Source organism: Caballeronia sp. S22, assembly GCF_964261745.1.
Taxonomy (GTDB): domain Bacteria; phylum Pseudomonadota; class Gammaproteobacteria; order Burkholderiales; family Burkholderiaceae; genus Caballeronia; species Caballeronia jiangsuensis.
In genome coordinates this window covers 1677169-1697427 of record NZ_OZ180036.1, presented here as the reverse complement: position 1 = coordinate 1697427, position 20259 = coordinate 1677169, and the positions used below count along the sequence as shown (strand labels likewise).

At 62.7% G+C, this 20259-nt stretch carries 16 protein-coding genes; 10 read left to right on the top strand and 6 right to left on the bottom strand.

The window, feature by feature from the left end:
* Positions 1 to 2: 2 nt before the first annotated feature.
* The 3 genes from ACEN42_RS23140 to ACEN42_RS23130 all read right to left on the bottom strand — a co-directional run bounded on the left by ACEN42_RS23140 (position 3) and on the right by ACEN42_RS23130 (position 3704).
* On the bottom strand, positions 3 to 1562 hold the full coding sequence (locus ACEN42_RS23140; RefSeq protein ID WP_371881614.1) for a methyl-accepting chemotaxis protein: 1560 nt from the start codon (positions 1560 to 1562) through the stop codon (positions 3 to 5).
* Between the two features lie 152 nt (positions 1563 to 1714).
* The gene (locus tag ACEN42_RS23135; protein WP_371881613.1) at positions 1715 to 2509 is read right to left on the bottom strand and encodes a 3-hydroxybutyrate dehydrogenase; all 795 of its coding nucleotides are present in this window, start codon (positions 2507 to 2509) and stop codon (positions 1715 to 1717) included.
* A gap of 223 nt (positions 2510 to 2732) precedes the next feature.
* Complete coding sequence (locus ACEN42_RS23130; protein ID WP_371880810.1) at positions 2733 to 3704, bottom strand: IS110 family transposase; 972 nt, start codon at positions 3702 to 3704, stop codon at positions 2733 to 2735.
* 757 nt (positions 3705 to 4461) lie between these two features.
* Here ACEN42_RS23130 and ACEN42_RS23125 point away from each other — a divergent pair.
* Positions 4462 to 4992, top strand: a complete 531-nt coding sequence (locus ACEN42_RS23125) for a GNAT family N-acetyltransferase (protein ID WP_187605441.1) — start codon at positions 4462 to 4464, stop codon at positions 4990 to 4992.
* 4 nt (positions 4993 to 4996) lie between these two features.
* On the opposite strand, the gene ACEN42_RS23120 is transcribed toward ACEN42_RS23125, so the two are convergent.
* The gene (locus ACEN42_RS23120) at positions 4997 to 5992 is read right to left on the bottom strand and encodes a GlxA family transcriptional regulator (protein WP_371881612.1); all 996 of its coding nucleotides are present in this window, start codon (positions 5990 to 5992) and stop codon (positions 4997 to 4999) included.
* Between the two features lie 438 nt (positions 5993 to 6430).
* Between ACEN42_RS23120 and ACEN42_RS23115 the strand changes: the two genes are divergently transcribed.
* From ACEN42_RS23115 to ACEN42_RS23075, 9 genes are all read left to right on the top strand, one after another.
* Positions 6431 to 7402 (top strand): dipeptidase, encoded by a 972-nt coding sequence (locus ACEN42_RS23115; protein ID WP_035502855.1) that lies wholly within the window; start codon positions 6431 to 6433, stop codon positions 7400 to 7402.
* A gap of 31 nt (positions 7403 to 7433) precedes the next feature.
* Positions 7434 to 7964, top strand: coding sequence for a DUF5943 domain-containing protein (locus ACEN42_RS23110; protein WP_035502857.1), 531 nt, complete (start codon positions 7434 to 7436; stop codon positions 7962 to 7964).
* A 41-nt stretch (positions 7965 to 8005) separates the two neighbouring features.
* Positions 8006 to 10069, top strand: coding sequence for an FAD-dependent oxidoreductase (locus tag ACEN42_RS23105; protein ID WP_371881611.1), 2064 nt, complete (start codon positions 8006 to 8008; stop codon positions 10067 to 10069).
* Between the two features lie 14 nt (positions 10070 to 10083).
* A complete protein-coding gene (locus ACEN42_RS23100; protein ID WP_371881610.1) occupies positions 10084 to 11994 on the top strand; it encodes a (Fe-S)-binding protein in 1911 nt (636 codons plus the stop codon).
* Positions 11995 to 11998: 4 nt separating this feature from the next.
* Positions 11999 to 13159, top strand: a complete 1161-nt coding sequence (locus ACEN42_RS23095) for an electron transfer flavoprotein subunit alpha/FixB family protein (RefSeq protein WP_371881609.1) — start codon at positions 11999 to 12001, stop codon at positions 13157 to 13159.
* Positions 13156 to 13914 (top strand): electron transfer flavoprotein subunit beta/FixA family protein, encoded by a 759-nt coding sequence (locus tag ACEN42_RS23090; RefSeq protein ID WP_238214526.1) that lies wholly within the window; start codon positions 13156 to 13158, stop codon positions 13912 to 13914. Before ACEN42_RS23095 ends, ACEN42_RS23090 begins: the two co-directional genes overlap by 4 nt.
* Positions 13915 to 14010: 96 nt before the next feature.
* A complete protein-coding gene (locus tag ACEN42_RS23085) occupies positions 14011 to 15309 on the top strand; it encodes an SRPBCC family protein (protein ID WP_371881608.1) in 1299 nt (432 codons plus the stop codon).
* Between the two features lie 23 nt (positions 15310 to 15332).
* Positions 15333 to 16571: an FAD-binding oxidoreductase gene (locus tag ACEN42_RS23080; RefSeq protein ID WP_371881607.1), complete on the top strand. Its 1239-nt coding sequence runs from the start codon at positions 15333 to 15335 to the stop codon at positions 16569 to 16571.
* A gap of 128 nt (positions 16572 to 16699) precedes the next feature.
* Positions 16700 to 17554, top strand: coding sequence for a glycine betaine ABC transporter substrate-binding protein (locus tag ACEN42_RS23075; RefSeq protein ID WP_187605448.1), 855 nt, complete (start codon positions 16700 to 16702; stop codon positions 17552 to 17554).
* Positions 17555 to 18263: 709 nt separating this feature from the next.
* Here the strand turns inward: ACEN42_RS23075 and purU are convergent.
* Together purU and ACEN42_RS23065 are read right to left on the bottom strand one after the other, a co-directional pair.
* The gene (gene purU, locus ACEN42_RS23070) at positions 18264 to 19139 is read right to left on the bottom strand and encodes a formyltetrahydrofolate deformylase (protein WP_371882281.1); all 876 of its coding nucleotides are present in this window, start codon (positions 19137 to 19139) and stop codon (positions 18264 to 18266) included.
* Positions 19140 to 19257: 118 nt separating this feature from the next.
* Positions 19258 to 20169 carry a choline sulfate utilization transcriptional regulator gene (locus tag ACEN42_RS23065; protein ID WP_371881606.1) on the bottom strand — a complete coding sequence of 304 codons (912 nt, stop codon included), beginning with the start codon at positions 20167 to 20169 and terminating at the stop codon, positions 19258 to 19260.
* Positions 20170 to 20259 lie beyond the last annotated feature (90 nt).

Genomic DNA, 20259 nt, shown 5'->3' with positions numbered 1-20259 from the left:
TCTCAAGCTTTCGCGACCGTGAAGAGCCGCACGGCTTCGTCGAGCACCACGGCGCGTTCCGCGAGGCGCTGCGCGGTGGCCGCCGCCTGTTCGACGAGCGCGGCGTTCTGCTGGGTCGAATCGTCGAGATGCGCGACCGCCTGATTCACCTGCGCGATGCCCTCGGCCTGCTCGCTGCTCGCCTTCGCGACTTCCATGATGATCGTCGATACGCGGTTGACCGCTTCGTCGATGGCGCGCATCTGGCTTGTCGTGCGCGTGACGAGGCTCGTGCCTTCCTCGATCTGCGCGACGCTCGTCGCCACCACGCCTTCGATTTCCTTCGCCGATGCCGCGCAGCGCTGCGCCAGATTGCGCACTTCGGTGGCGACGACCGCGAACGAGCGGCCCGCCTCGCCCGCGCGCGCCGCCTCGACGGCCGCGTTCAACGCGAGGATATTGGTCTGGAACGCGATGCCGTCGATGACATCGGTGATGTCCGCGATGCGCCGCGAGGCCGCCGTGATGCCCGCCATCGTCTGCTCGACCTGACTCGCGATGCGTCCGCCGTCGTCCGCCGCGGCCTGCGCTTCCTTGACGAGTTCGAGGGCGCGCACGGTGGCGTCGGCGTTGCCTTGCACGGTGGTGGTGAGTTGATCCATGGTCGCAGCGGTCTGTTCGAGCGACGCCGCCTGCATTTCCGTGCGGCGCGACAGGTCCGTGTTGCCGCTGGAAATCTCGTTGGCGGCGTCGAGCATGCCGCCGATCTGGCCGCGCACATCGAAGACGATCGCCGCGAGATTCGCCTTCAACTGGCCGAGCGCGCGCTGCACGTCGCCGAGATCGTCGTGGCGCGCATCGGGCATGTCGGCGGTGAGATCGCCTGCTGCCATGCGCGCGGCGAAGCCGGACATCGTGCGCACGGGGGCATCGACCTGACGCGAAAGCGCGAGCCAGCCCGCGAAGCTCGCCACCGAGCCCACGCCCAGCGCGATCCAGAAGGGCAGCGGCGGCGCGCCGCGCCAGCCGGCCAGCGCCGCGATCGACGTGGCGACGGGTACTGCGGCGAACGCGGTGCCCAGACGCGCGCTGACGGGCATGTTCGCGATCGCCGCGAGCTTGCCGGCGATGCCGTGCTTCACGAGCGCGCCGCGCACGAGCCTGTGCGACGCGTTGCCGGCTTTCATTTGCGCATAGAGCGCGGTGGCGTCGCGCACTTCCTCGCGCGTCGGCTTCACGCGCACGGAGAGATAACCGACGACCTTGCCGTGCTCCATCACCGGCGTGACGTTGGCGCGCACCCAATAGTGATCGCCGTTCTTGCGGCGATTCTTGACGAGCGCGGTCCACGAGCGGCCGGCGCGGACGGTCGCCCAGAGATCGGCGAAGGCTTCGCGCGGCATGTCGGGATGACGGATGATGTTGTGCGGCTGGCCGATCAGCTCCTCGCGCGAGAAGCCGGACACCGACACGAACGCCGGATTGCAGTACTGGATGTTGCCGGAGAGATCGGTGGCGGAGACGAGCATCTCCGAGGCGGGAAATTCGAACGCTTGCTGGGTGACGGGCTGGTTATTGCGCATGATGTCCTTGCTTCTTCCGATTCACGCGCCGTCTTTGGAAGGCGGCGCGCGTCTGATTACAAGGACATAACGGCTAAAGGCCCCACGTTCTTTAGGGGATTCCGAGTAAAACGCTCAAGTGTGGCGGAATGACGCCGATAGGCGTACGCCGCTTACTGCGCGCTCCATCCCCCATCGATTTGCAGCGCCGAGCCGCGCATCTCGCTTGCGGCGTCGGAGCAGAGGAACACGGTCATGTCGCCGATCTGCTGCGCGGTCACGAACTGCGCGGACGGCTGCTTGTCGCCGAGCAGCTTCGCGCGGGCCGCATCGGGCGTGAGCGAGTCGCGGGCGGCGAGATCGTCGATTTGCTTCTGCACGAGCGGCGTGAGCACGAAGCCGGGGCAGATTGCGTTGACGGTGACGCCGGTGCGGGCGTTTTCGAGCGCGGCGACCTTGGTCAGCCCGAGAATGCCGTGCTTGGCGGCGACATAGGCGGACTTGCCTGCCGAGCCGACGAGCCCATGCACCGACGCGATGTTGATCACGCGGCCCCAGTTGCGCGCGCGCATTTGCGGGAGCGCGACGCGCATCGTGTGGAACGCCGAGCTCAGATTGATGGCGATGATCGCGTCCCAGCGGTCGGTCGGGAATTCGTCGATGGTCGCGACATGCTGGATGCCGGCGTTGTTCACGAGGACATCGACAGCGCCGAAGGTTTCGTTCGCGAACGCGATCATCGCTTCGATTTCATCGGGCTTTGTCATGTCGGCCGGATGATGCATGGCTTTCACGCCGGTCGCTTCGATTTGCTTCAGGGCGCCGTCGATATCGCCGAAGCCGTTGAGCACGAGGTTCGCGCCGGCTTGCGCGAGCGCCGTGGCGATGGCGAGGCCGATGCCGCTCGTCGAGCCGGTGACGAGAGCCGTTTTGCCGGCGAGCGATTTGTTCGATGCGGTTTGAGTCATACGAGGGTTGTTTTCCTTCGGGTTTGATTGGGTGTTTGTGGAGTTTGGAGTGGCCGTTGGCTCGGCGTAAATTGGGGTTTTCGGGCGATTGATTTGGTTTTTGGTGGGTGTCCCGTATTCGCGTCGGTCTATTAGCACTGCCCCTCCCCGGGGCGGGGGTCACTTTCTTTGCTGCTGCAAAGAAAGCAACTGTATTGAGAGTCAAGCGGTAGTGAGCAAAGAATCAAGGTTTTGGGGGATTCCAGGCCGTGCCATCGCGCATCATGGCGTTGAGCTGCGTGAGGAGTTTTCGCATGCCTGCGACGAAGGCGACCTTGGTTTTTTTGCCTCTGGCGCGTAGCTGATCGCAGAACGCCTTGAGATAGGGATTGGCTCGTTGCGCGGCGACGCAGGCCATGTAAAGGGCGCGGCGCACGAAGTGACGCCCGCCCTTGGTATGGCGTTCGCCGCGGTGTGTGCCACTGTCGGAGTTGAATGGGGCAAGGCCGACGAGCGAGGCGATCTGTCGGTTGTTGAGGGAGCCCAATTCAGGCAGGAAGGCGATGAGCGTCGCGGCGGTTGTTTTGCCGATACCCGGAGTGGAGCGCAGCAGGGCTTCGTTTTTGCGCCAGAGTTCGTTGGTGTGGAGGAAGGAGTCGATGTCGCGATCGGCGTCCTTGATGCGTTGCGTGATGAACTGGATGAATTCATCGATGCTGGGCAGGGCCGATTTATGAGCGCGCTTGCGACGGTTTTGCTCGGCGGTGAGCATCTCGATGAGTTGTGTGCGGCGCAGGATAAGGGCCTGCAGCTGCTGGGTCTGCTCATCGGTCAGGGGTCGGACTTCGGGTTGCATGACGGCCCCGTAGCGAGCGATGACGCGCGCATCGATGCGATCGGTCTTGGCCAGTTGTCCGGCGGATCTGGCGAACTCGCGCACCCACGTGGAGTTGACCGCGACGGCGGGCAGACCGGCTTGGCAGAGGGCTTGAAGGACGGCGCGTTCGAGCTTGCCGGTGGCTTCGAGGACGATGAGTTCCGGCTTGAGAGGCAACAATCGGTTGATCAGTTCGGCGAAGCCTTCAGGCGCATTGGGTAGACGAAAGGTTTCGGCGGATCCGTGATAGGCGATGTCGAGGAAGGGTCCGCTGACATCGATACCGACGAACAAGGGCGAAGCGAAGGCGGAAGGAATTTGGTTCACCACAGCACCCATACTTGTAAAGATACGAGCTCGAGGCTCAGTCAACTGTCCGGGTTCAAAGCGGTAAGAAGAAGCGGCGCCACCAGCTTTCTTTCGGGCTGCGAGCCCATGTAACACAAACGGGCTACCGCTTCGGGTGAGCGGAGGAGATCAGTTTCCGCCCACCTGGAATCAATATACAAGTAACCAAAGAAAGCAGCTCGTTCAGGCCCGCGGTCACACGCACGTTGGCCATGCTTGCCAGCCCGCGGTGGCACTCGCCTAAGTGTCGCCCTCGAAGGCCCAATCGGGCTTGGCTCGCGCACGGTCTGCCGCATCGCATCGCTTGCGTTATTGGTTCAGCACCAAATAGCTCCGGCCCGCTACGCGGCCGATGGGTCAATCGGGTCTGCGCGTGCTTCTTTGCTGATGCCTCTCCTATAGATGGTTTCCCTTGCATCCCCAACGGCAGCGCGTAGCGCTGTGCCGAAGCTATTTGGTGCTGAACCAGCGCGCTTAAGGTTATGGATTGTCAGACCGTGCGCGAGCCAAGCCCGGTAAGTCCTTCGAGGGCGACACTTAGGCGAGGTCCACGGGCGGCTGGCAAGCATGGCCAACGTGCGTGTGACCGTGGGCGGTGAGAAGCTGCTTTCTTTGGTTACTTTCTTTGCAGCAGCAAAGAAAGTGACCCCTGCCCCGGGGAGGGGCAGCGCCAATAGACCGACACGAAAACAGGATTCCATCGAAACCCAAGCAACCACTAACCAAAAATCGGCGTCATACTTGACGCATGAAGGCCGATTATCTCCGCACAGCGCTTTCCTTCCGCCTCGCGCGCCCCGCCGACGCCGCGGAGATTGCGCGCATCCACGTCAAGGCCTGGCAGGCCGCCTATCGTTCCATTTTTCCCGCCGAATTCCTCGATTCCCTTTCCGTCGCAAAGCGTCGAGCGCTATGGACCGATCTTATCGCCCGCGGCACGCCCCGCGTGATGCTCGCGGAACGCGACGACGTGATGCTGGGCTGGATAGCATGGGGACCATCACGCGACCACGACAAAGGCAAAACGGACGCCGAAATCGAAGCCGTCTATATCGATCCGGCGCATTGGCGCAAGGGCGCGGGCAGGATGTTGATCGACGAAGCAATCAACGCCGCGGCGAGCGAAGGTTATCGGGAAATGACGCTCTGGGCGCTGGAAGAAAACGCGCACGGCCTGCGCTTTTATAAAGCGCTCGGCTTCGCACTGGACGGCGTGTTCCGGACGGAAAGAGTCGGCGGCTGCGAAGTCTGCGAAACGCGCCTTCACATGTCGATCTGAACGCTCACGCCACCATCGCAGGGACGGCAGATAGCGAAGGCAATTGCTTGCGCCGTTCGCGCGTCGGCGCCGTGCCGAAAGCATCGCGATAGCTTTTCGAAAAATGACACGCCGACTGGAAGCCGCACGCCATCGTGATATGCATGATCGACATGTCGGTTTGCAGCAGCAATTCACGCGCGCGCCGCAAACGCAAGGTCAGGTAGTAATGCGTCGGCGTCATGCCGAGATGCTCGCGAAATAGCCGCTGCAATTGCCGTTGCGACATCCTCGCGAGCCGCGCCAGTTCTTCGCGCGATAAAGGCTCTTCGATATTGTTCTCCATCAGCGAGATCACTTCGAAGAGCGACTTGTTCGCCGATCCCAGCCGCGCCACCAAAGGCATGCGCTGCTGCGCGCTCGTATCCCGCACATGCTCGACGATGAACTGCTCGGCAATCTGCGTGACCCGCGCCGTGCCGACGCGCGCGGCGATCAGATTGAGCATCATGTCGAGCGGCGCGACGCCGCCCGTGCACGTCACGCGATCGCGGTCGATAACGAAGAGTTCTTTGAGAAAGCGCGTATCGGGAAACTCTTCCTTGAGCGCCGACATGTTCTCCCAGTGGATCGCGCACGCGTAGCCTGCGAGCAAGCCCGCGCGGGCCAGCGCATAGGTGCCGGTGCAGAGCGAACCGAGCACGCTGCCGGTACGCGCGAAGCGGCGCAAGGCCGAAAGATGCGCGGGCGTCGTCGCGCGCTGCACGTCGATGCCGCCGACCACGAACACGATGTCGGGCTGTCCCACGCACTCCACCGGACCCGTATCGACGGAAAGTCCGTTGCTCGCCGTCACGGGGCCGCCCTCCGGACTCACGATCGACCATCGATAGAGCGGCTGCCCCGTCAGATAGTTCGCCATGCGCAGGACTTCGATCGCATTGGTGAAAGCGATCATCGTGAAGTTGGGAAGCGGCATGAACGCGAAGTGTGACAGCGACGCCGTGCGATCGGAGGACATGTGAGAACTGATTCCTTGGAATCTATTTGTTGGCGCCGTCAGTGCGGCGCTTCGCCACTTTTTTAATTTTGGTTGTTAGTGCAACTACCATGCCATCAGGCTAAACCCTGAGCAATGTATGGCGCAGCGCATGCTTCGCTGCGGGCGCGCACCGGCGCGGGGCCAAGCGCCACAAGCCGCGCACTGCGATAGCGCACGATCGTTCCGACGCAGTGCAGCAAATCACCTAGGTAAACGCGCTACACCGAATCGCAATTCGCCACTTGTCGAAAACAGACGCCGATGTCGGAAAAGGTAAAGAACACGTCTAAATTCATAAATTGACCGGCAGGGCAAAAGTCAAGAATAGACGCAACGACGAAGGCATCGATCAGGCGCTGCAAAGCCCGTCAGACCTGCGTCTTTCCCCCTCTACCCGGCAACGCGGAGCACACCCAGATGAGCACCCTCCACAACGACAGCATCATCATCGACGGACTGAACATTTCGAAGTTCGAGCGCTCCGTGTTCGAGGATATGAGGAAGGGCGGCGTCACCGCCGTGAACTGCACCGTGTCGGTGTGGGAAGACTTTCAGAAGACCATCGACAACATCGCGGAAATGAAGCAGCAGATCCGCGAGTACAGCGAGATTCTCACGCTCGTGCGCACGACCGACGACATCCTGCGCGCGAAGAAAGAAAACAAGACCGGCATCATCTTCGGCTTTCAGAACTCGTATGCGTTCGAGGACAACCTTGGTTATATCGAAGTATTCAAGGAACTCGGCGTCAACGTGGTTCAGCTTTGCTACAACACGCAGAACCTCGTCGGCACGGGTTGCTATGAGCCGGACGGCGGCTTGTCGGGTTATGGCAAGGAAGTGATTCATGAGATGAATCGCGTGGGCATCATGGTGGATCTCTCGCACGTCGGCGCGAAGACTTCTTCCGATGCGATCGCCTGTTCGAAGAAGCCCGTCACGTACTCGCACTGCTGCCCGTCGGGGCTCAAGGATCATCCGCGCAACAAGACCGACGAACAGTTGAGAGAGATTGCCGATGCGAACGGCTTCGTCGGCGTGACGATGTTCTCGCCGTTCCTCAAGAAGGGTCCGGATGCGACCGTCGAGGATTATCTCGAAGCGATCGAATACACGATCGATGTGATCGGCGAAGACAAGGTCGGCATCGGCACCGACTTCACGCAAGGCTACAGCACCGAATTCTTCGACTGGATCACGCACGACAAGGGCCGCTATCGCCGTCTGACGAACTTCGGCAAGGTCGTGAATCCGGAAGGCATCCGCACGATTGGCGAATTCCCGAATCTCACCGCCGCGATGGAAAAGGCGGGCTGGAGCGAGTCCCGCATCAAGAAGGTGATGGGCGAGAACTGGATGCGCTTCTTCGGCGAAGTCTGGAACGTCTGATCACTCACGACAAATACAAAGGAACCCTGCGATGCAACCTCAACTGCCTATCGACGTCGATGCGCAAACCGGCGTCTGGACCACCGACGCGCTGCCGATGCTCTACGTGCCGCGCCATTTCTTCACGAACAATCATGTCGCCGTCGAGGAAGCGCTCGGCCGCGAAGCGTATGCCGAGATTCTCTACAAGGCCGGCTACAAGTCGGCGTATCACTGGTGCGATAAAGAAGCGGAAAAACACGGCATCAGCGGCATGGCCGTATTCGAGCATTACCTGAAGCGTCTGTCGCAACGCGGCTGGGGCCTGTTCGATATCGTCGAAGCCGATCCGGCGACGTCGCATGCGCGCATCCATCTGCGTCACTCGTCGTTCGTGCTCCAGCAGCCGGGCAAAGAGGGCAAGCTCTGCTACATGTTCGCGGGCTGGTTCGCCGGCGCGATGGACTGGGTCAACGACACCGCGCCCGACAGCGCGAAGAAAGGCCCGCGCTCGAAGTCGATCGAGACGCAATGCGCCGCCGAAGGACACGATCACTGCGTGTTCGAAGTGTCGCCGCTGTAAGCGCCACGCACCGAAGCAAATTCATTCCGAGGTCGATCGCAATGCGTTACCCGAACCTTTTCAAGCCTCTCCAGCTGAACAAGCTGACCCTGCGCAACCGCATCGTCAGCACCGCGCACGCCGAGGTCTATGCCGAACCGGGCGGCCTGCCCGGCGACCGCTATATCCGTTATTACGAGGAGAAGGCGAAGGGCGGCGTCGGCCTCGCCGTGTGCGGCGGTTCGAGTCCGGTTTCGATCGACAGCCCGCAAGGCTGGTGGAAGTCGGTGAATCTCGCGACCGACAAGGTCATCGATCCGCTCTCGCGTCTCGCCGAAGCGATGCATCGTCATGGCGCGTTCATCATGATCCAGGCGACGCACATGGGCCGCCGCTCCGCATGGCACGGCGAGCACTGGCCGCATCTGATGTCGCCCTCGGGCGTGCGGGAGCCGGTGCATCGCGGCAACGCGAAGATCATCGAAGTGGAAGAGATCAAGCGCATCATCCAGGACTTCGCGGCGGCCGCGAAGCGCGTGAAGGACGCGGGCATGGACGGCATCGAGATCTCCGCTGCGCATCAGCATCTGATCGATCAGTTCTGGAGCCCGCGCACGAACTTCCGCACGGACGAATGGGGCGGCTCGCTCGAGAACCGTCTGCGCTTCGGTAAGGAAGTGCTGAACGCCGTGCGTGAAGCAGTGGGCGCGGACTTCTGCGTCGGCCTGCGCATGTGCGGCGACGAGTTCCATGAAGACGGCCTCTCGCACGAGAACCTGAAGGAGATCGCCCAGGCGATGGCCGAAAGCGGCCTCATCGATTACGTCGGCGTGATCGGCTCCGGCGCGGATACGCACAACACGCTCGCCAACTGCATGCCGCCGATGGCGCTGCCGCCCGAGCCGTTCGTCCATCTCGCTGCGGGCATCAAGTCCGTCGTGAAGCTGCCGATCATGCATGCGCAAAGCATTCGCGATGCAGGTCAGGCCGAGCGTCTGCTCGCGAACGGCATGGTCGATCTCGTCGGCATGACGCGCGCTCAGATCGCCGATCCGCACATGGTCATCAAGATTCGCGATGGCCGGGAAGATGAAATCAAGCAGTGCGTCGGCGCGAACTATTGCATCGACCGTCAGTACAACGGGCTCGACGTGCTGTGCGTGCAGAACGCGGCGACCTCGCGTGAAGAGACGATGCCGCATGTCATCGAAAAGACGCGCGGACCGAAGCGCAAGGTCGTGGTAGTCGGCGCGGGCCCCGCGGGTCTGGAAGCGGCGCGCGTCGCGCGTTCGCGTGGCCATGATGTCGTGCTGTTCGAGAAGAACGATTACGTCGGCGGCCAGATCATGCTCGCCGCCAAGGCGCCGCAGCGTGAGCAGATGGCCGGCATCGTGCGCTGGTTCGACATGGAGACGAAGCGTCTGGGCGTCGATCGCCGTCTCGGTGTCGCAGCCGACGACAAGATGATCATGGCCGAGAAGCCGGACATCGTCGTGCTCGCGACGGGCGGCTCGTCGTTCACGAGTCAGGTGCCAGCCTGGGGCGTCGAGCAAGGCCTCGCGGTCAGCTCGTGGGACATTCTTTCGGGCAAGGTCGAGCCGGGCAAGAACGTGCTCGTGTACGACGGCGTATCGACGCATGCGGGCGCGGGCGTCGCGGACTTCATCGCGTCGAAGGGCAATAACGTCGAGATCGTCACGCCGGACGTGAAGGTCGCCGACGACACCGGCGGCACCACGTTCCCGATCTTCTATCGGCGTCTCTATGCGCAAGGTGTGATTCACACGCCGAACTACTGGCTCGACAAGGTGTACGAGGAAGACGGCAAGAAGATCGCCGTGATCCGCAACGAGTACACGGAAGAGCAGGAAGAGCGCGCGGTGGATCAGGTCGTGATCGAGAACGGCATCACGCCGAACGACGCGCTCTACTGGAAGCTCAAGCCCGAGTCGCTCAATCGCGGGCAGATCGATGTGCACACGCTCTTCGCATCGCAGCCGCAGCCGTCGTTGAGCGAAGAGCTTGGCAACGGACGCTTCCTGCTGTTCCGCGTCGGCGACTGCATCTCGATGCACAACATCCACAGCGCGATCTACGATTCGCTGCGCCTCTGCAAAGACTTCTGACGAGGTATTCGACGATGAACCCCGTGTTTGTCATCACCGCGCTGCTGTGGCTTTCGATGGCGGGCCTCGCGTTCGCCCTGCTCAAGCGCGCAGCCTACTGGCGCGAAGGCCGCGCGACGACGGCCGGCGCATACGGATGGGCGAATCTGCTCACCATCCCGAAGCGCTATTTCGTCGATCTGCATCATGTCGTGGCGCGTGACCCGTATATCGCGAAGACGCACGTCGCGACCGCCGGCGGCGCGATCCTCGCGATGGCGCTCGTCTTGATCAACTACGGTCTCGCGATCTACTCCGTCTGGCTCGACCGCGCGATCTTCATCGCGGCGATCATCATGCTGGTCGGCGCGGTGTTCGTGTACCGGCGCCGTCGTGCGAAGGACGTGCCCGCGCGTCTGTCGCGTGGACCGTGGGACAGCCTGCCGCTGCTGCTCGGCTCGTTCGCCGTGGGCCTCGCGTTGTTCATGCTGTTGCCCGCTTCGTGGATGTCGGGATCGCTCGCGATCATCGTCGCGTTGCTGATCGCGGCGGGCGCATACACGATGACCTTCGGCGCGGCGCAAGGCGGCCCGATGAAGCACGCGATGGCGGGTCTGCTGCATCTCGCGTTCCATCCGCGTCAGGAACGCTTCAGAGCGAAGACCGAGCATGAAGTCGTGCCGCCGACCGCCCTGAAAAAGCCCGTGCTCGATGCGAAGGAATACGGCGTCGGCAAGCCGGTCGAGTTTCGCTGGAATCAGTTGTTGAGCTTCGATGCCTGCGTGCAATGCGGCAAGTGCGAAGCCGCGTGTCCCGCGTTCGCATCGGGTCAGCCGCTCAATCCGAAGAAGCTGATTCAGGATCTGGTCGTCGGCATGGTCGGCGGTTCGGACTCGCAATACGCGGGCAGCCCGACGCCGGGCATTCCTGTCGGCAGGCACACCGGCGGTCCCGCCAAGCCGCTCATCTCGCAGATGATCGAAGCGGACACGATCTGGTCCTGCACGACATGCCGCGCCTGCGTGCAGGAGTGCCCGATGCTGATCGAGCACGTCGATGCGATCGTCGATATGCGCCGCAATCAGACGCTGGTCGAAGGCATCGTGCCGGGCAAGGGTCCGATAACGCTCTCGAATCTGCGCGAGACGGGCAGCCAGAACGGCTACGACATCGGCGCGCGTTACGACTGGTCGGTGGATCTGCAAGTGCAGGTCGCGCAACCGGGCCGTCCCGTGGATGTGCTGCTGATCGCCGGCGAAGGCGCGTTCGACATGCGCTATCAACGCACGCTGCGCGCATTGGCGAAGGTGATGAACAAGGCGGGCGTCGATTACGCGGTGCTCGGCGGCGTCGAAACGGATACCGGCGACACGGCGCGCCGTCTCGGCGACGAAGCCACGTTCCAGCAATGCGCATCGAAGCTGATGAACACGCTTTCGCAGTATCAGTTCCGTCGCATCGTCACCGCCGATCCGCACGTGCTGCATAGCCTGCGCAACGAATATCGCGCGCTCGGCGGCTATTACGAAGTGCAGCATCACACCGCGTTCATGGCCGAACTGGTCGAGAGCGGCAAGCTGTCGCCGAAGGCCGCCGCCGTGCTCGCGGACAAGAAGATCACGTATCACGATCCGTGCTATCTCGGCCGCTACAACGGCGAAACGGAAGCGCCGCGCAAGCTGTTGAAGACCATCGGCATCAAGGTCGTCGAGATGGAACGTCACGGCATGCGCGCGCGCTGCTGCGGCGGTGGCGGCGGCGCGCCGCTGACGGATATCCCCGGCAAGCAGCGTATTCCCGATATCCGCATCGCCGATGCACGATCGGTCGGCGCCGAAGTGGTCGCGGTCGGTTGCCCGCAATGCACCGCAATGCTGGAAGGCGTGGTCGGTCCTCGTCCCGAAGTGCTCGACGTGGCGGAACTCGTCGCCGCAGCGCTGGAGTGAAGCCATGAACGACATCAAAAGAATCGATCCGCGGCGGCCTTTCATCGTCACGGCGGCCGGGCTGAAGCGCATCACGCTCGGCGAAGTCGGCAACGGCATCGTGCTGGATTTCGCGCATGGCGGTCACAGGGAAGCGGTGAAGCCACGCCGCACGACGAAGGCCGCGACGCGCTCGCTGCTCGTCGCGGCGCATACGGATCGCGGCGCGCTCGACGATCACGCGCGCCAGGCGCTGGCCGCCGCCGCCCTGCTCGCCGACGATCAGACCGAAGTCGTGCTGATCGCGTTCGGCGAATTCAAGGACGATGCCGCGGCGCTGGGCGCGGATCGTCATATCGCGCTGCCCGCGTTCGACCGGCGCAATTACGCGCCCGATGAAGAAGTGCGCGCGTTGACGGCATGCGTCGCGGCTTTCGCGCCGGCGCATATCTTCATGCCCGACAACGCAACCGGCGACGGCGATCTCGGCCGCCGCTACGCCGCGCGCGCCGATGCATCGATCGCGACGCAAGTCGTCGAGATCGATGCAGCGCGTGTCGCATCGTATGCGCATGCGGGCCGCGCGCTCGCATCGCGGGCCTTGCCCGATGTGGTTTTGCTCGCCGCCAATGCCGTCGATGCGAAGCTGCCGTTCGTCGGCGCGGGCGAGGCAGTGAGTCCGGAAGGCATCGTGCCGGCATCGAAAGTAAGCGCTTATGTCGATCTCGGCATCGAGGAAATGGATGCCGCGCAGGTCGCGCTGGAAGAAGCGGACTTCATCGTGTCGGCGGGCAACGGCGTGTCCGATATCGCCGCTTTCGAAGCGCTCGCGGGCACGCTGGGCGCGGCGATCGGTGCGAGCCGCGTCGCCGTCGACGATGGCAAGTTCACGCGCGACAAGCAGATCGGAGCAACGGGCAAGACCGTCGAGGCGAGCGTGTATATCGCGTTCGGCATTTCGGGCGCCGTGCAGCATTTGCAGGGCATCAAGGATTGCCGTCACGTGATCGCCGTGAATCTCGATGCGAGCGCGCCGATTGCCAAGCGCGCGAATCTCACGATCGTCGCGGACACGCAGGAAACGATCAAGGCGCTGAGCGATGCCGCCGCCGCCGCGCGCGCCGCGCGTGCCAACGGCACATCGATCGTCGAGACCGCGCACGTTGCCGAAGGAGTTGCAGCATGAAGATCGCCGTTCTGGTTTCCACCGGCCGCCATCCCGTAAGCGGCACGGCGCGCTACAGCCGCAACGATGCGGCGGCGCTTGCGATCGCTATCGACATCGCGAAAGCGCAGCGCGCGCAACTCGACGTGCTGCATGCGGGCGATCCCGCGAATCCGGCGCTCGCCGAATATCTCGCGCTCGGCGCGCCGAAGGTCGAAGTGCTCAATACGCAAGGCGACGCGTGCGCGGCGCTTGCAGCAAGGCTCGCGGGCTACGACCTCGTGTTCACCGGCACGCGCGCCGAAGGCGCATTCGACAGCGGCACGCTGCCCTACAAGCTCGCGGATGCGCTGAACGTTCCGCTCGTCGGCGCGGCCGTCGATGTCAGCGTGACGAAGGAAGGCGTCGAAGTGCGGCAGTTCATGCCGAAGGGCTTGCGCCGCCGCGTGCGGGCGCCGCTGCCCGCGCTCGTCGCGGTGCATCCGCTCGCCAATGCGGCGCCGCGCTACGCGTATGCGCGCATGCGTGAAGGCCACGTCGCGCCGGTCGCGGCGAGCGCGCCTGTCGACCGGGAAAGCACGGCGTGGAACATCGGCCCGATCACGGCGAAGCCGAAGAAACTGGCCGCGCCCGAGAAGCGCTCGGGCCACGCGCGCATGCTTGGCGCGACGACGACGGAAAGCCGCGGCGGCAGCGTCGTAATTGAAGGGAGTTCCGTCGAAAAAGCACAAGTGATTCTGGCGTATTTGCGCGAGCATCAACTCGTCGATTATTGATTTTCGGCCCCACCGGGCGACCCACATACGAAAGCAGCAGCCCGCGTTCAAAGGTGTTTGGCGGGGCACCAGACGTGACGCAAAACGGAGCACACGATGAAAGTTTCGGCAGACGTTCGCGCTTTGATCGAACGCCGCAAAAAGGGCCACACGCTCGAGGCGCCGTTCTACACGAGCGACGAGATTCACGCGCTCGACCTCGACGCCATTTTCCGCAAGACCTGGATTCAGGTCGCCATCGAACCGGACATTCCCGAACCGGGCGATTACACCACGGTCGAGATCGGCAACGATTCGATCCTGATCGTGCGCGACGACGACATGGAGATCCGCGCCTTCTATAACGTGTGCCGTCATCGCGGCGCGCGCCTGTGCAATCAGGAGAAGGGTTCGCTCGGCAATATCGTGTGCCCGTATCACAGCTGGACGTACAACCTCTCCGGCGATCTGATGTTCGCCGAGCACATGGGCGACCAGTTCGACCGCTGCAAGCACAGCCTGAAGAAAGTGCACGTGCAGAATCTGGCCGGCCTCATTTTCATCTGCCTCGCCGACGAGCCGCCCGCCGACTTCGCCGTGATGCGCGAAGCGATGGAGCCGTATCTCGCGCCGCATGGCCTGAAGGACTGCAAGATCGCGGCGAGCATCGACATCGTGGAGAAGGGCAACTGGAAGCTCACGATGGAGAACAATCGCGAGTGCTATCACTGCGTCGCGAACCATCCGGAACTGACCATTTCGCTCTATGAATACGGCTTCGGCTATCAGCGCTCGCCGGCCAACGAAGAAGGCATGGCGGCGTTCGAGAAGACCGTCGAAGAGCGCACGAAGCAATGGGAAGCGATGTGCCTGCCGTCCGCCGAAATCGAACGGCTCGCCGATCTCGTGACGGGTTTTCGCACGCAACGCCTGCCGCTCGACCGTGAAGGCGAATCGCAGACGCTCGACGCGAAGGTCGCATCGAAGAAGCTGCTCGGCGGTTTCGAGCGCGCGGACCTGGGCGGCCTGTCGTTCTGGACGCAGCCGAACTCATGGCATCACTTCATGAGCGATCACATCGTGACGTTCTGCGTGCTTCCGCTTGCTTCGGGTGAAACGCTCGTGCGCACGAAATGGCTCGTGCATAAGGATGCGCGCGAGGGCATCGATTACGACGCCGACAACCTCACCGCCGTGTGGCGTGCGACGAACGATCAGGACCGCACGCTCGTCGAGTATTCGCAACTCGGCGTCGCGAGCAACGCATACGAGCCGGGTCCGTATTCGCCCTTCACGGAAGGACTCGTCGAGAAGTTTTGCGAGTGGTACATCGGACGTCTTGCCGATTACGCCGACACGCCGGTACACGGTGTCGATGCGTCGCACGGCGAGAAAGTCGTTTCCTTCATGCGCTAAAGCAGTCGTAGCAGGAGCAGAACATGATGCGCGATCAGGCTACGTTCGAGCCGACCCAAAGCCGCGTGACCCAGCCGAAATTCTGGAGAACGCTGCCCATGCGCTGGGATTGCGACACGGACGAGACGCTCGTCTGCTGTCACGTCCGGCAGGAAACGCACGACGTCAAAAGCTTTTTCTTCAAGGCGCCCGGCGAACGCACGTTCGTGTTCGAGCCGGGGCAATTCATCACCCTGGAACTCGATATAGACGGCGAGCAGATCAACCGCTGCTACACGATCTCGTCCGCGCCAACGCGCCCGCACACGATCTCCATCACGGTGAAGCGCGTGCCGGGCGGCAAGGTGTCGAACTGGCTGCACGATAACGTCGTCGCGGGCACGACCGTGCGGGTGCTCGGGCCGTCGGGCGAGTTCACGTGCGCGCGGCATCCGGCGCGCAAGTACCTCTTCTTGTCGGCGGGTTCGGGCGTTACGCCGCTCATGTCGATGAGCCGCGCGCATCACGAGCTCGGCGACGATGCCGACATCGTGTTCGTGCACAGCGCGCGCACGCCCGACGACATCATCTTCGCGCGCGAGCTCGATCTGATCGCGTCGAATCACAAGAACTTCCGTACGTCGTTCGTGTGCGAGCGCATCGGCGCGCGCACGAGCTGGCCGGGCGTGACGGGCTTTCTGAGCCTGCCGTTGCTGAAGCTGATCGCGCCGGACTTTCTCGACCGGGAAATCTTCACGTGCGGCCCCGCGCCGTACATGAAGGCGGTGCGTGATCTGCTCGATGAAGGCGGTTTCGATCGCAAGCACTATCACGAGGAGAGCTTCTCGTTCGGCGTCGTCGAAGAAGTCGCGGCGGAACTGACGACTGCGCACGTCGCCGATGCGCTCGCTACGCAGACGGATTTCGTCGAAGCGCGTGAGGAAGCGGTCGGCTTCGAACCGGCCCCGATCGAAACGATCGAGCCGATCGTAGAGCCGGCGGCGGAACCGTTGATCGAAACGAAGTTCAAGGTGAACTTCGCGAAGAGCCGGCGCGATATCGAATGCGGCAGCGGCGAGCACGTTCTCGATGCCGCGAAGAAGGCGGGCGTGCGTCTGCCTTCTTCGTGCACGCAGGGCATGTGCGGCACCTGCAAGGTGAAGCTCGTATCGGGCGAAGTGAGCATGAAGCATGCGGGAGGCATTCGTCAGCGCGAGATCGATCAGGGCATGGTGCTGCTGTGCTGCAGCAAGCCTTTGAGCGATCTCGTCGTCGACAAATAAGGTCCTCGGGCGACCCGGATGGTATGAGTCGTTTCTTGACAACTGAGTGTCGGAAAAGTGCGTTACGGGCTAATTCTGGCTGGTGATTCTGTTCGCTAGACGGCGTGGGGCCGCTAAGGGGAAACCAAATGAAACCGATGAGAAGAATGCTCGTGCTTGGGGCGATGACCGCCGCTCTCGCCGCGAGCTTTATGGCAAGCGCCGCAGATAAGCCGACGATCAAAATCGGTTACGTCGAGGGCTGGGACGATAGCGTGGCGACGTCGAATGTCGCTGCACGTGTCATCGAGAAGAAGCTGGGTTATCCGGTGCAGCTCGTGCCGGTTGCGGCTGGCGTGATGTGGCAGGGCGTGGCGCGCGGCGATCTGGATGCGACGCTCTCGGCGTGGCTGCCGGTCACGCATGGCGCGTACTGGAACAACTTCAAGGCGAAGGTCGTGAATCTCGGTCCGAACTTTCAGGACGCGAAGATTGGCCTGATCGTGCCGGAGAATGTCGACGTCAACAGCCTGTCGGATCTCGAAGCGAAGAAGACGGAATTCGATTCGCGCATCGTCGGCATCGACGCGGGCGCGGGCGTGATGCAGAAGACGAGCGAGGCGATCAAGGCCTACAACCTCGACTACAAGCTGCTGCCGAGTTCGGGTTCGGCGATGACGGCGGAACTGGCGCGTTCGGAGGCGGCCAAAAAGCCGATCATCGTGACGGGCTGGAAGCCGCACTGGATGTTCGCGAAGTACAAGCTGAAGTTCCTCGAAGATCCGAAGAAGGTTTTCGGCGAGTCGGAGCACGTGGATAACGTGATCAATCCGGAGCTCGAGAAGAAGGCGCCGCAGGTGGTTGCGTTCTTGAAGAAGTTTCAGTGGAAGCCGGGTGAGATCGATAGTGTGATGCTTGCGACGCAGAATGGAGAGAAGCCGCAGGCGGCTGCGGATGCGTGGATCAGCGCGCATGGGGATCGGGTGGATAGCTGGACCAAGTGATTGGGTTTGAGCGTTGGGCAACGCTAAGCGCCGTGGGGGTTTTATACTCGCGGCGCTTTTTTTTGTCGCCGGATCCCGTTTTCGTGTCGGTCTATTGGCACTGCCCCTGTGCGGGGCGGCAGTCACTTTCTTTGCTGCTGCAAAGAAAGTAACCAAAGAAAGCAGCTCGTTTAAGCCCGCGGTCACACGCAGTTTGGCCATGCTTGCCAGCCCGCGGTGGCCCTCGCCTAAGTGTCGCCCTCACAGGCCCAATCGGGCTTGGCTCGCGCACGGTCTGCCGCCCGAGAGGTTTCAGGGCGCTGGTTCAGCACGAAAGAGCTTCGGCACAGCGCTGCGCGCTGCCGTTGGGTGTGCGAGGGAAACCTTCGAAGAAGAAGCACACGCGCACCCGATTGACCGGTCGGCCGCGAAGCGGGCCGGAGCTATTTGGTGCTGAACCAGTGTGTCGTGTGGTGCGACGTGTCAGACCGTGCGCGGTCCAAGCCGCGTGAGACCTACGAGGGCACTCGCTACAGCCGGGCCATTAGGCCAATCGCCTGTGCCGCGGCCGGTGTGAAGTGCTTAGGCTGGGGATAGCTGTTTCTTTGGTTACTTTCTTTGCAGCAGCAAAGAAAGTGACCCCCGCCCCGGGGAGGGGCAGTGCTAATGGACCGACGCGAAAACAGGATTTCACGAACACGCAAGCAAGCAGGCAAGCAAACCACAAAACCTACCGCAAAACCACAGTCCGTTCCCCATTGATAAACACGCGCCGCTCGATAAACGCCTTAACGGCCCGCGCCAGCGTAATACACTCCACATCACGCCCAGTCGCCAACAACCGCTCCGGCCCATAAGAGTGATCGACCCGCTCGACTTCCTGCTCGATGATCGGTCCTTCGTCGAGATCATCGGTGACGAAGTGCGCGGTCGCGCCAATCAACTTGACCCCCCGCGTATGCGCCTGATGGTAAGGCTTGGCACCCTTGAACCCCGGCAAAAACGAATGATGGATATTGATCGCACGCCCAGCGAGCTTTCGACTCGTCTCGCCAGAAAGAATCTGCATATAACGCGCAAGCACCATCAACTCGGCGCCTGATGTCTCGAACAGATCGAGCAAACGCGCTTCCTGCTGCGACTTGGTATCGGCGGTGATCGGCAGATGATGAAACGGCAAGCCATGCTGCTCGGCCAGATGAGCAAGATCGGTATGATTCGACCCAATGCCGACGATATCCATCTTCAGCTCGCCCATGCGCCAGCGGAACAGCAAATCGGCGAGACAGTGCTCCAGCTTCGACACCATGAGAAGCACCTTCGGCCGCACGGCGAGATCGTGCATCGCCCAGGTCATCGAGAAGCGCCCGGCGATCGGCTCGAATTCCTGCTTCAGCATCGCGAGATCGAGCGTCTCTTCGGGTCGCGCACCATGAAACACGCAACGCACGAAAAAGCGTTCCGACAGATCGTCGTCGAAGACCGTGAATTCGTCGATATAGCCGTGATGCCGCTCCAGAAAACCGACGATGGCGGCCACCTGCCCCGCCGCGCTCGGGCACGAAACGGTAAGCACCAGTTGATCAAAGCGGGAATCGGCTGCCATGCGTGCTCCACATTCGAATGGTTGCGGGCCGCGAAATGCGGCGAGCGTACGCGCTAGTAGAGCAAACGCGAGCACATCCGGGATAGAAGCGAACCGCCGCGCAGATAGTACGAAAGCGTCAGCCGGCGACGTCGCATTCGTCAAGCAGCCACTCGCTGAACGCGCGCACAGCCGCAGCCGGCTCGCGCGGCGTGACGAGCACATAGCCGCGATCGGTGACGAGCGGCGCATCGCAGAGCGCGACGAGCTGGCCCGTCGCGATGAGTTCGTCGATGAGCGGCGCCCAGCCGAGCGCGACGCCCTGGCCCATCACCGCCGCGTGCGCGACGAGCGCATAGCTGTTGAACGTGAAGCCGCCGTGCGTCGGCGGCGCGGCGAGGCCCTGTGCCTCGAACCAGGCGCTCCACGATAGCCAGCGCTCCGGGAACGTCGGTTCGAGATGCAGCAGCGGCAATTTGAGGAGATCGGCGGGCGAAACAGGCGCGCTTCCGCCTGCGATCAGCGCGGGGCTGCACACCGGCATCACGCGCTCCGCAAAGAGCTTGACGGCGCTTTTAGTGCCCCAATCGGCCTGCGTATCGCCGAACACGATGACCACATCCGCATGATCGCCCGATGCGCTCGGCAGGCTCTGCGACGTGATGATCTTCACATCGACATCGGGCATCAGCGCCTTGAATTGCGGCAGGCGCGGCATCAGCCAGTAAGTGGCGAAGCCGAAGTCCGTCGAGAGCGTAAGCGTGCGCTGCGCGTGACGTGAGCGGATATCCGACGTGGCCGCGCGGATGAGATCGAGGCCCTGACGCACGGCATCGAAGAGACGCGCGCCATCTTCCGTGAGCGTGACGCCGCGATGCCCGCGCTCGAAGAGCGGCGCGCCGAGCGATTCTTCGAGCTGCACGACGCGCTGGCTCACGGCGGGTTGCGTCGAGCCCAGTTCGCGCGCCGCGGCCGTGAAGCTCGCGAGGCGCGCGGCGGATTCGAACATCGATAGCGCCTGCATCGGTGGCAGGCGGTCCGGCCGCGGCATAAGTGCTCCTTATATGCGCATAACGAAATGCCGTCTTCACAGTTGCAATCTGAACGGCAATAGTGACGCTGAACGCTCAATCAAAGATTC

What these genes read in the sequence shown, in the direction of transcription:
- ACEN42_RS23140 (WP_371881614.1), bottom strand. Translation starts at nt 1,562, where the DNA reads ATGCGCAATAACCAGCCCGTCACCCAGCAAGCGTTCGAATTTCCCGCC.
- ACEN42_RS23135 (WP_371881613.1), bottom strand. Translation starts at nt 2,509, where the DNA reads ATGACTCAAACCGCATCGAACAAATCGCTCGCCGGCAAAACGGCTCTC.
- ACEN42_RS23130 (WP_371880810.1), bottom strand. Translation starts at nt 3,704, where the DNA reads ATGGGTGCTGTGGTGAACCAAATTCCTTCCGCCTTCGCTTCGCCCTTG.
- ACEN42_RS23125 (WP_187605441.1), top strand. Translation starts at nt 4,462, where the DNA reads ATGAAGGCCGATTATCTCCGCACAGCGCTTTCCTTCCGCCTCGCGCGC.
- ACEN42_RS23120 (WP_371881612.1), bottom strand. Translation starts at nt 5,992, where the DNA reads ATGTCCTCCGATCGCACGGCGTCGCTGTCACACTTCGCGTTCATGCCG.
- ACEN42_RS23115 (WP_035502855.1), top strand. Translation starts at nt 6,431, where the DNA reads ATGAGCACCCTCCACAACGACAGCATCATCATCGACGGACTGAACATT.
- ACEN42_RS23110 (WP_035502857.1), top strand. Translation starts at nt 7,434, where the DNA reads ATGCAACCTCAACTGCCTATCGACGTCGATGCGCAAACCGGCGTCTGG.
- ACEN42_RS23105 (WP_371881611.1), top strand. Translation starts at nt 8,006, where the DNA reads ATGCGTTACCCGAACCTTTTCAAGCCTCTCCAGCTGAACAAGCTGACC.
- ACEN42_RS23100 (WP_371881610.1), top strand. Translation starts at nt 10,084, where the DNA reads ATGAACCCCGTGTTTGTCATCACCGCGCTGCTGTGGCTTTCGATGGCG.
- ACEN42_RS23095 (WP_371881609.1), top strand. Translation starts at nt 11,999, where the DNA reads ATGAACGACATCAAAAGAATCGATCCGCGGCGGCCTTTCATCGTCACG.
- ACEN42_RS23090 (WP_238214526.1), top strand. Translation starts at nt 13,156, where the DNA reads ATGAAGATCGCCGTTCTGGTTTCCACCGGCCGCCATCCCGTAAGCGGC.
- ACEN42_RS23085 (WP_371881608.1), top strand. Translation starts at nt 14,011, where the DNA reads ATGAAAGTTTCGGCAGACGTTCGCGCTTTGATCGAACGCCGCAAAAAG.
- ACEN42_RS23080 (WP_371881607.1), top strand. Translation starts at nt 15,333, where the DNA reads ATGATGCGCGATCAGGCTACGTTCGAGCCGACCCAAAGCCGCGTGACC.
- ACEN42_RS23075 (WP_187605448.1), top strand. Translation starts at nt 16,700, where the DNA reads ATGAAACCGATGAGAAGAATGCTCGTGCTTGGGGCGATGACCGCCGCT.
- purU (WP_371882281.1), bottom strand. Translation starts at nt 19,139, where the DNA reads ATGGCAGCCGATTCCCGCTTTGATCAACTGGTGCTTACCGTTTCGTGC.
- ACEN42_RS23065 (WP_371881606.1), bottom strand. Translation starts at nt 20,169, where the DNA reads ATGCCGCGGCCGGACCGCCTGCCACCGATGCAGGCGCTATCGATGTTC.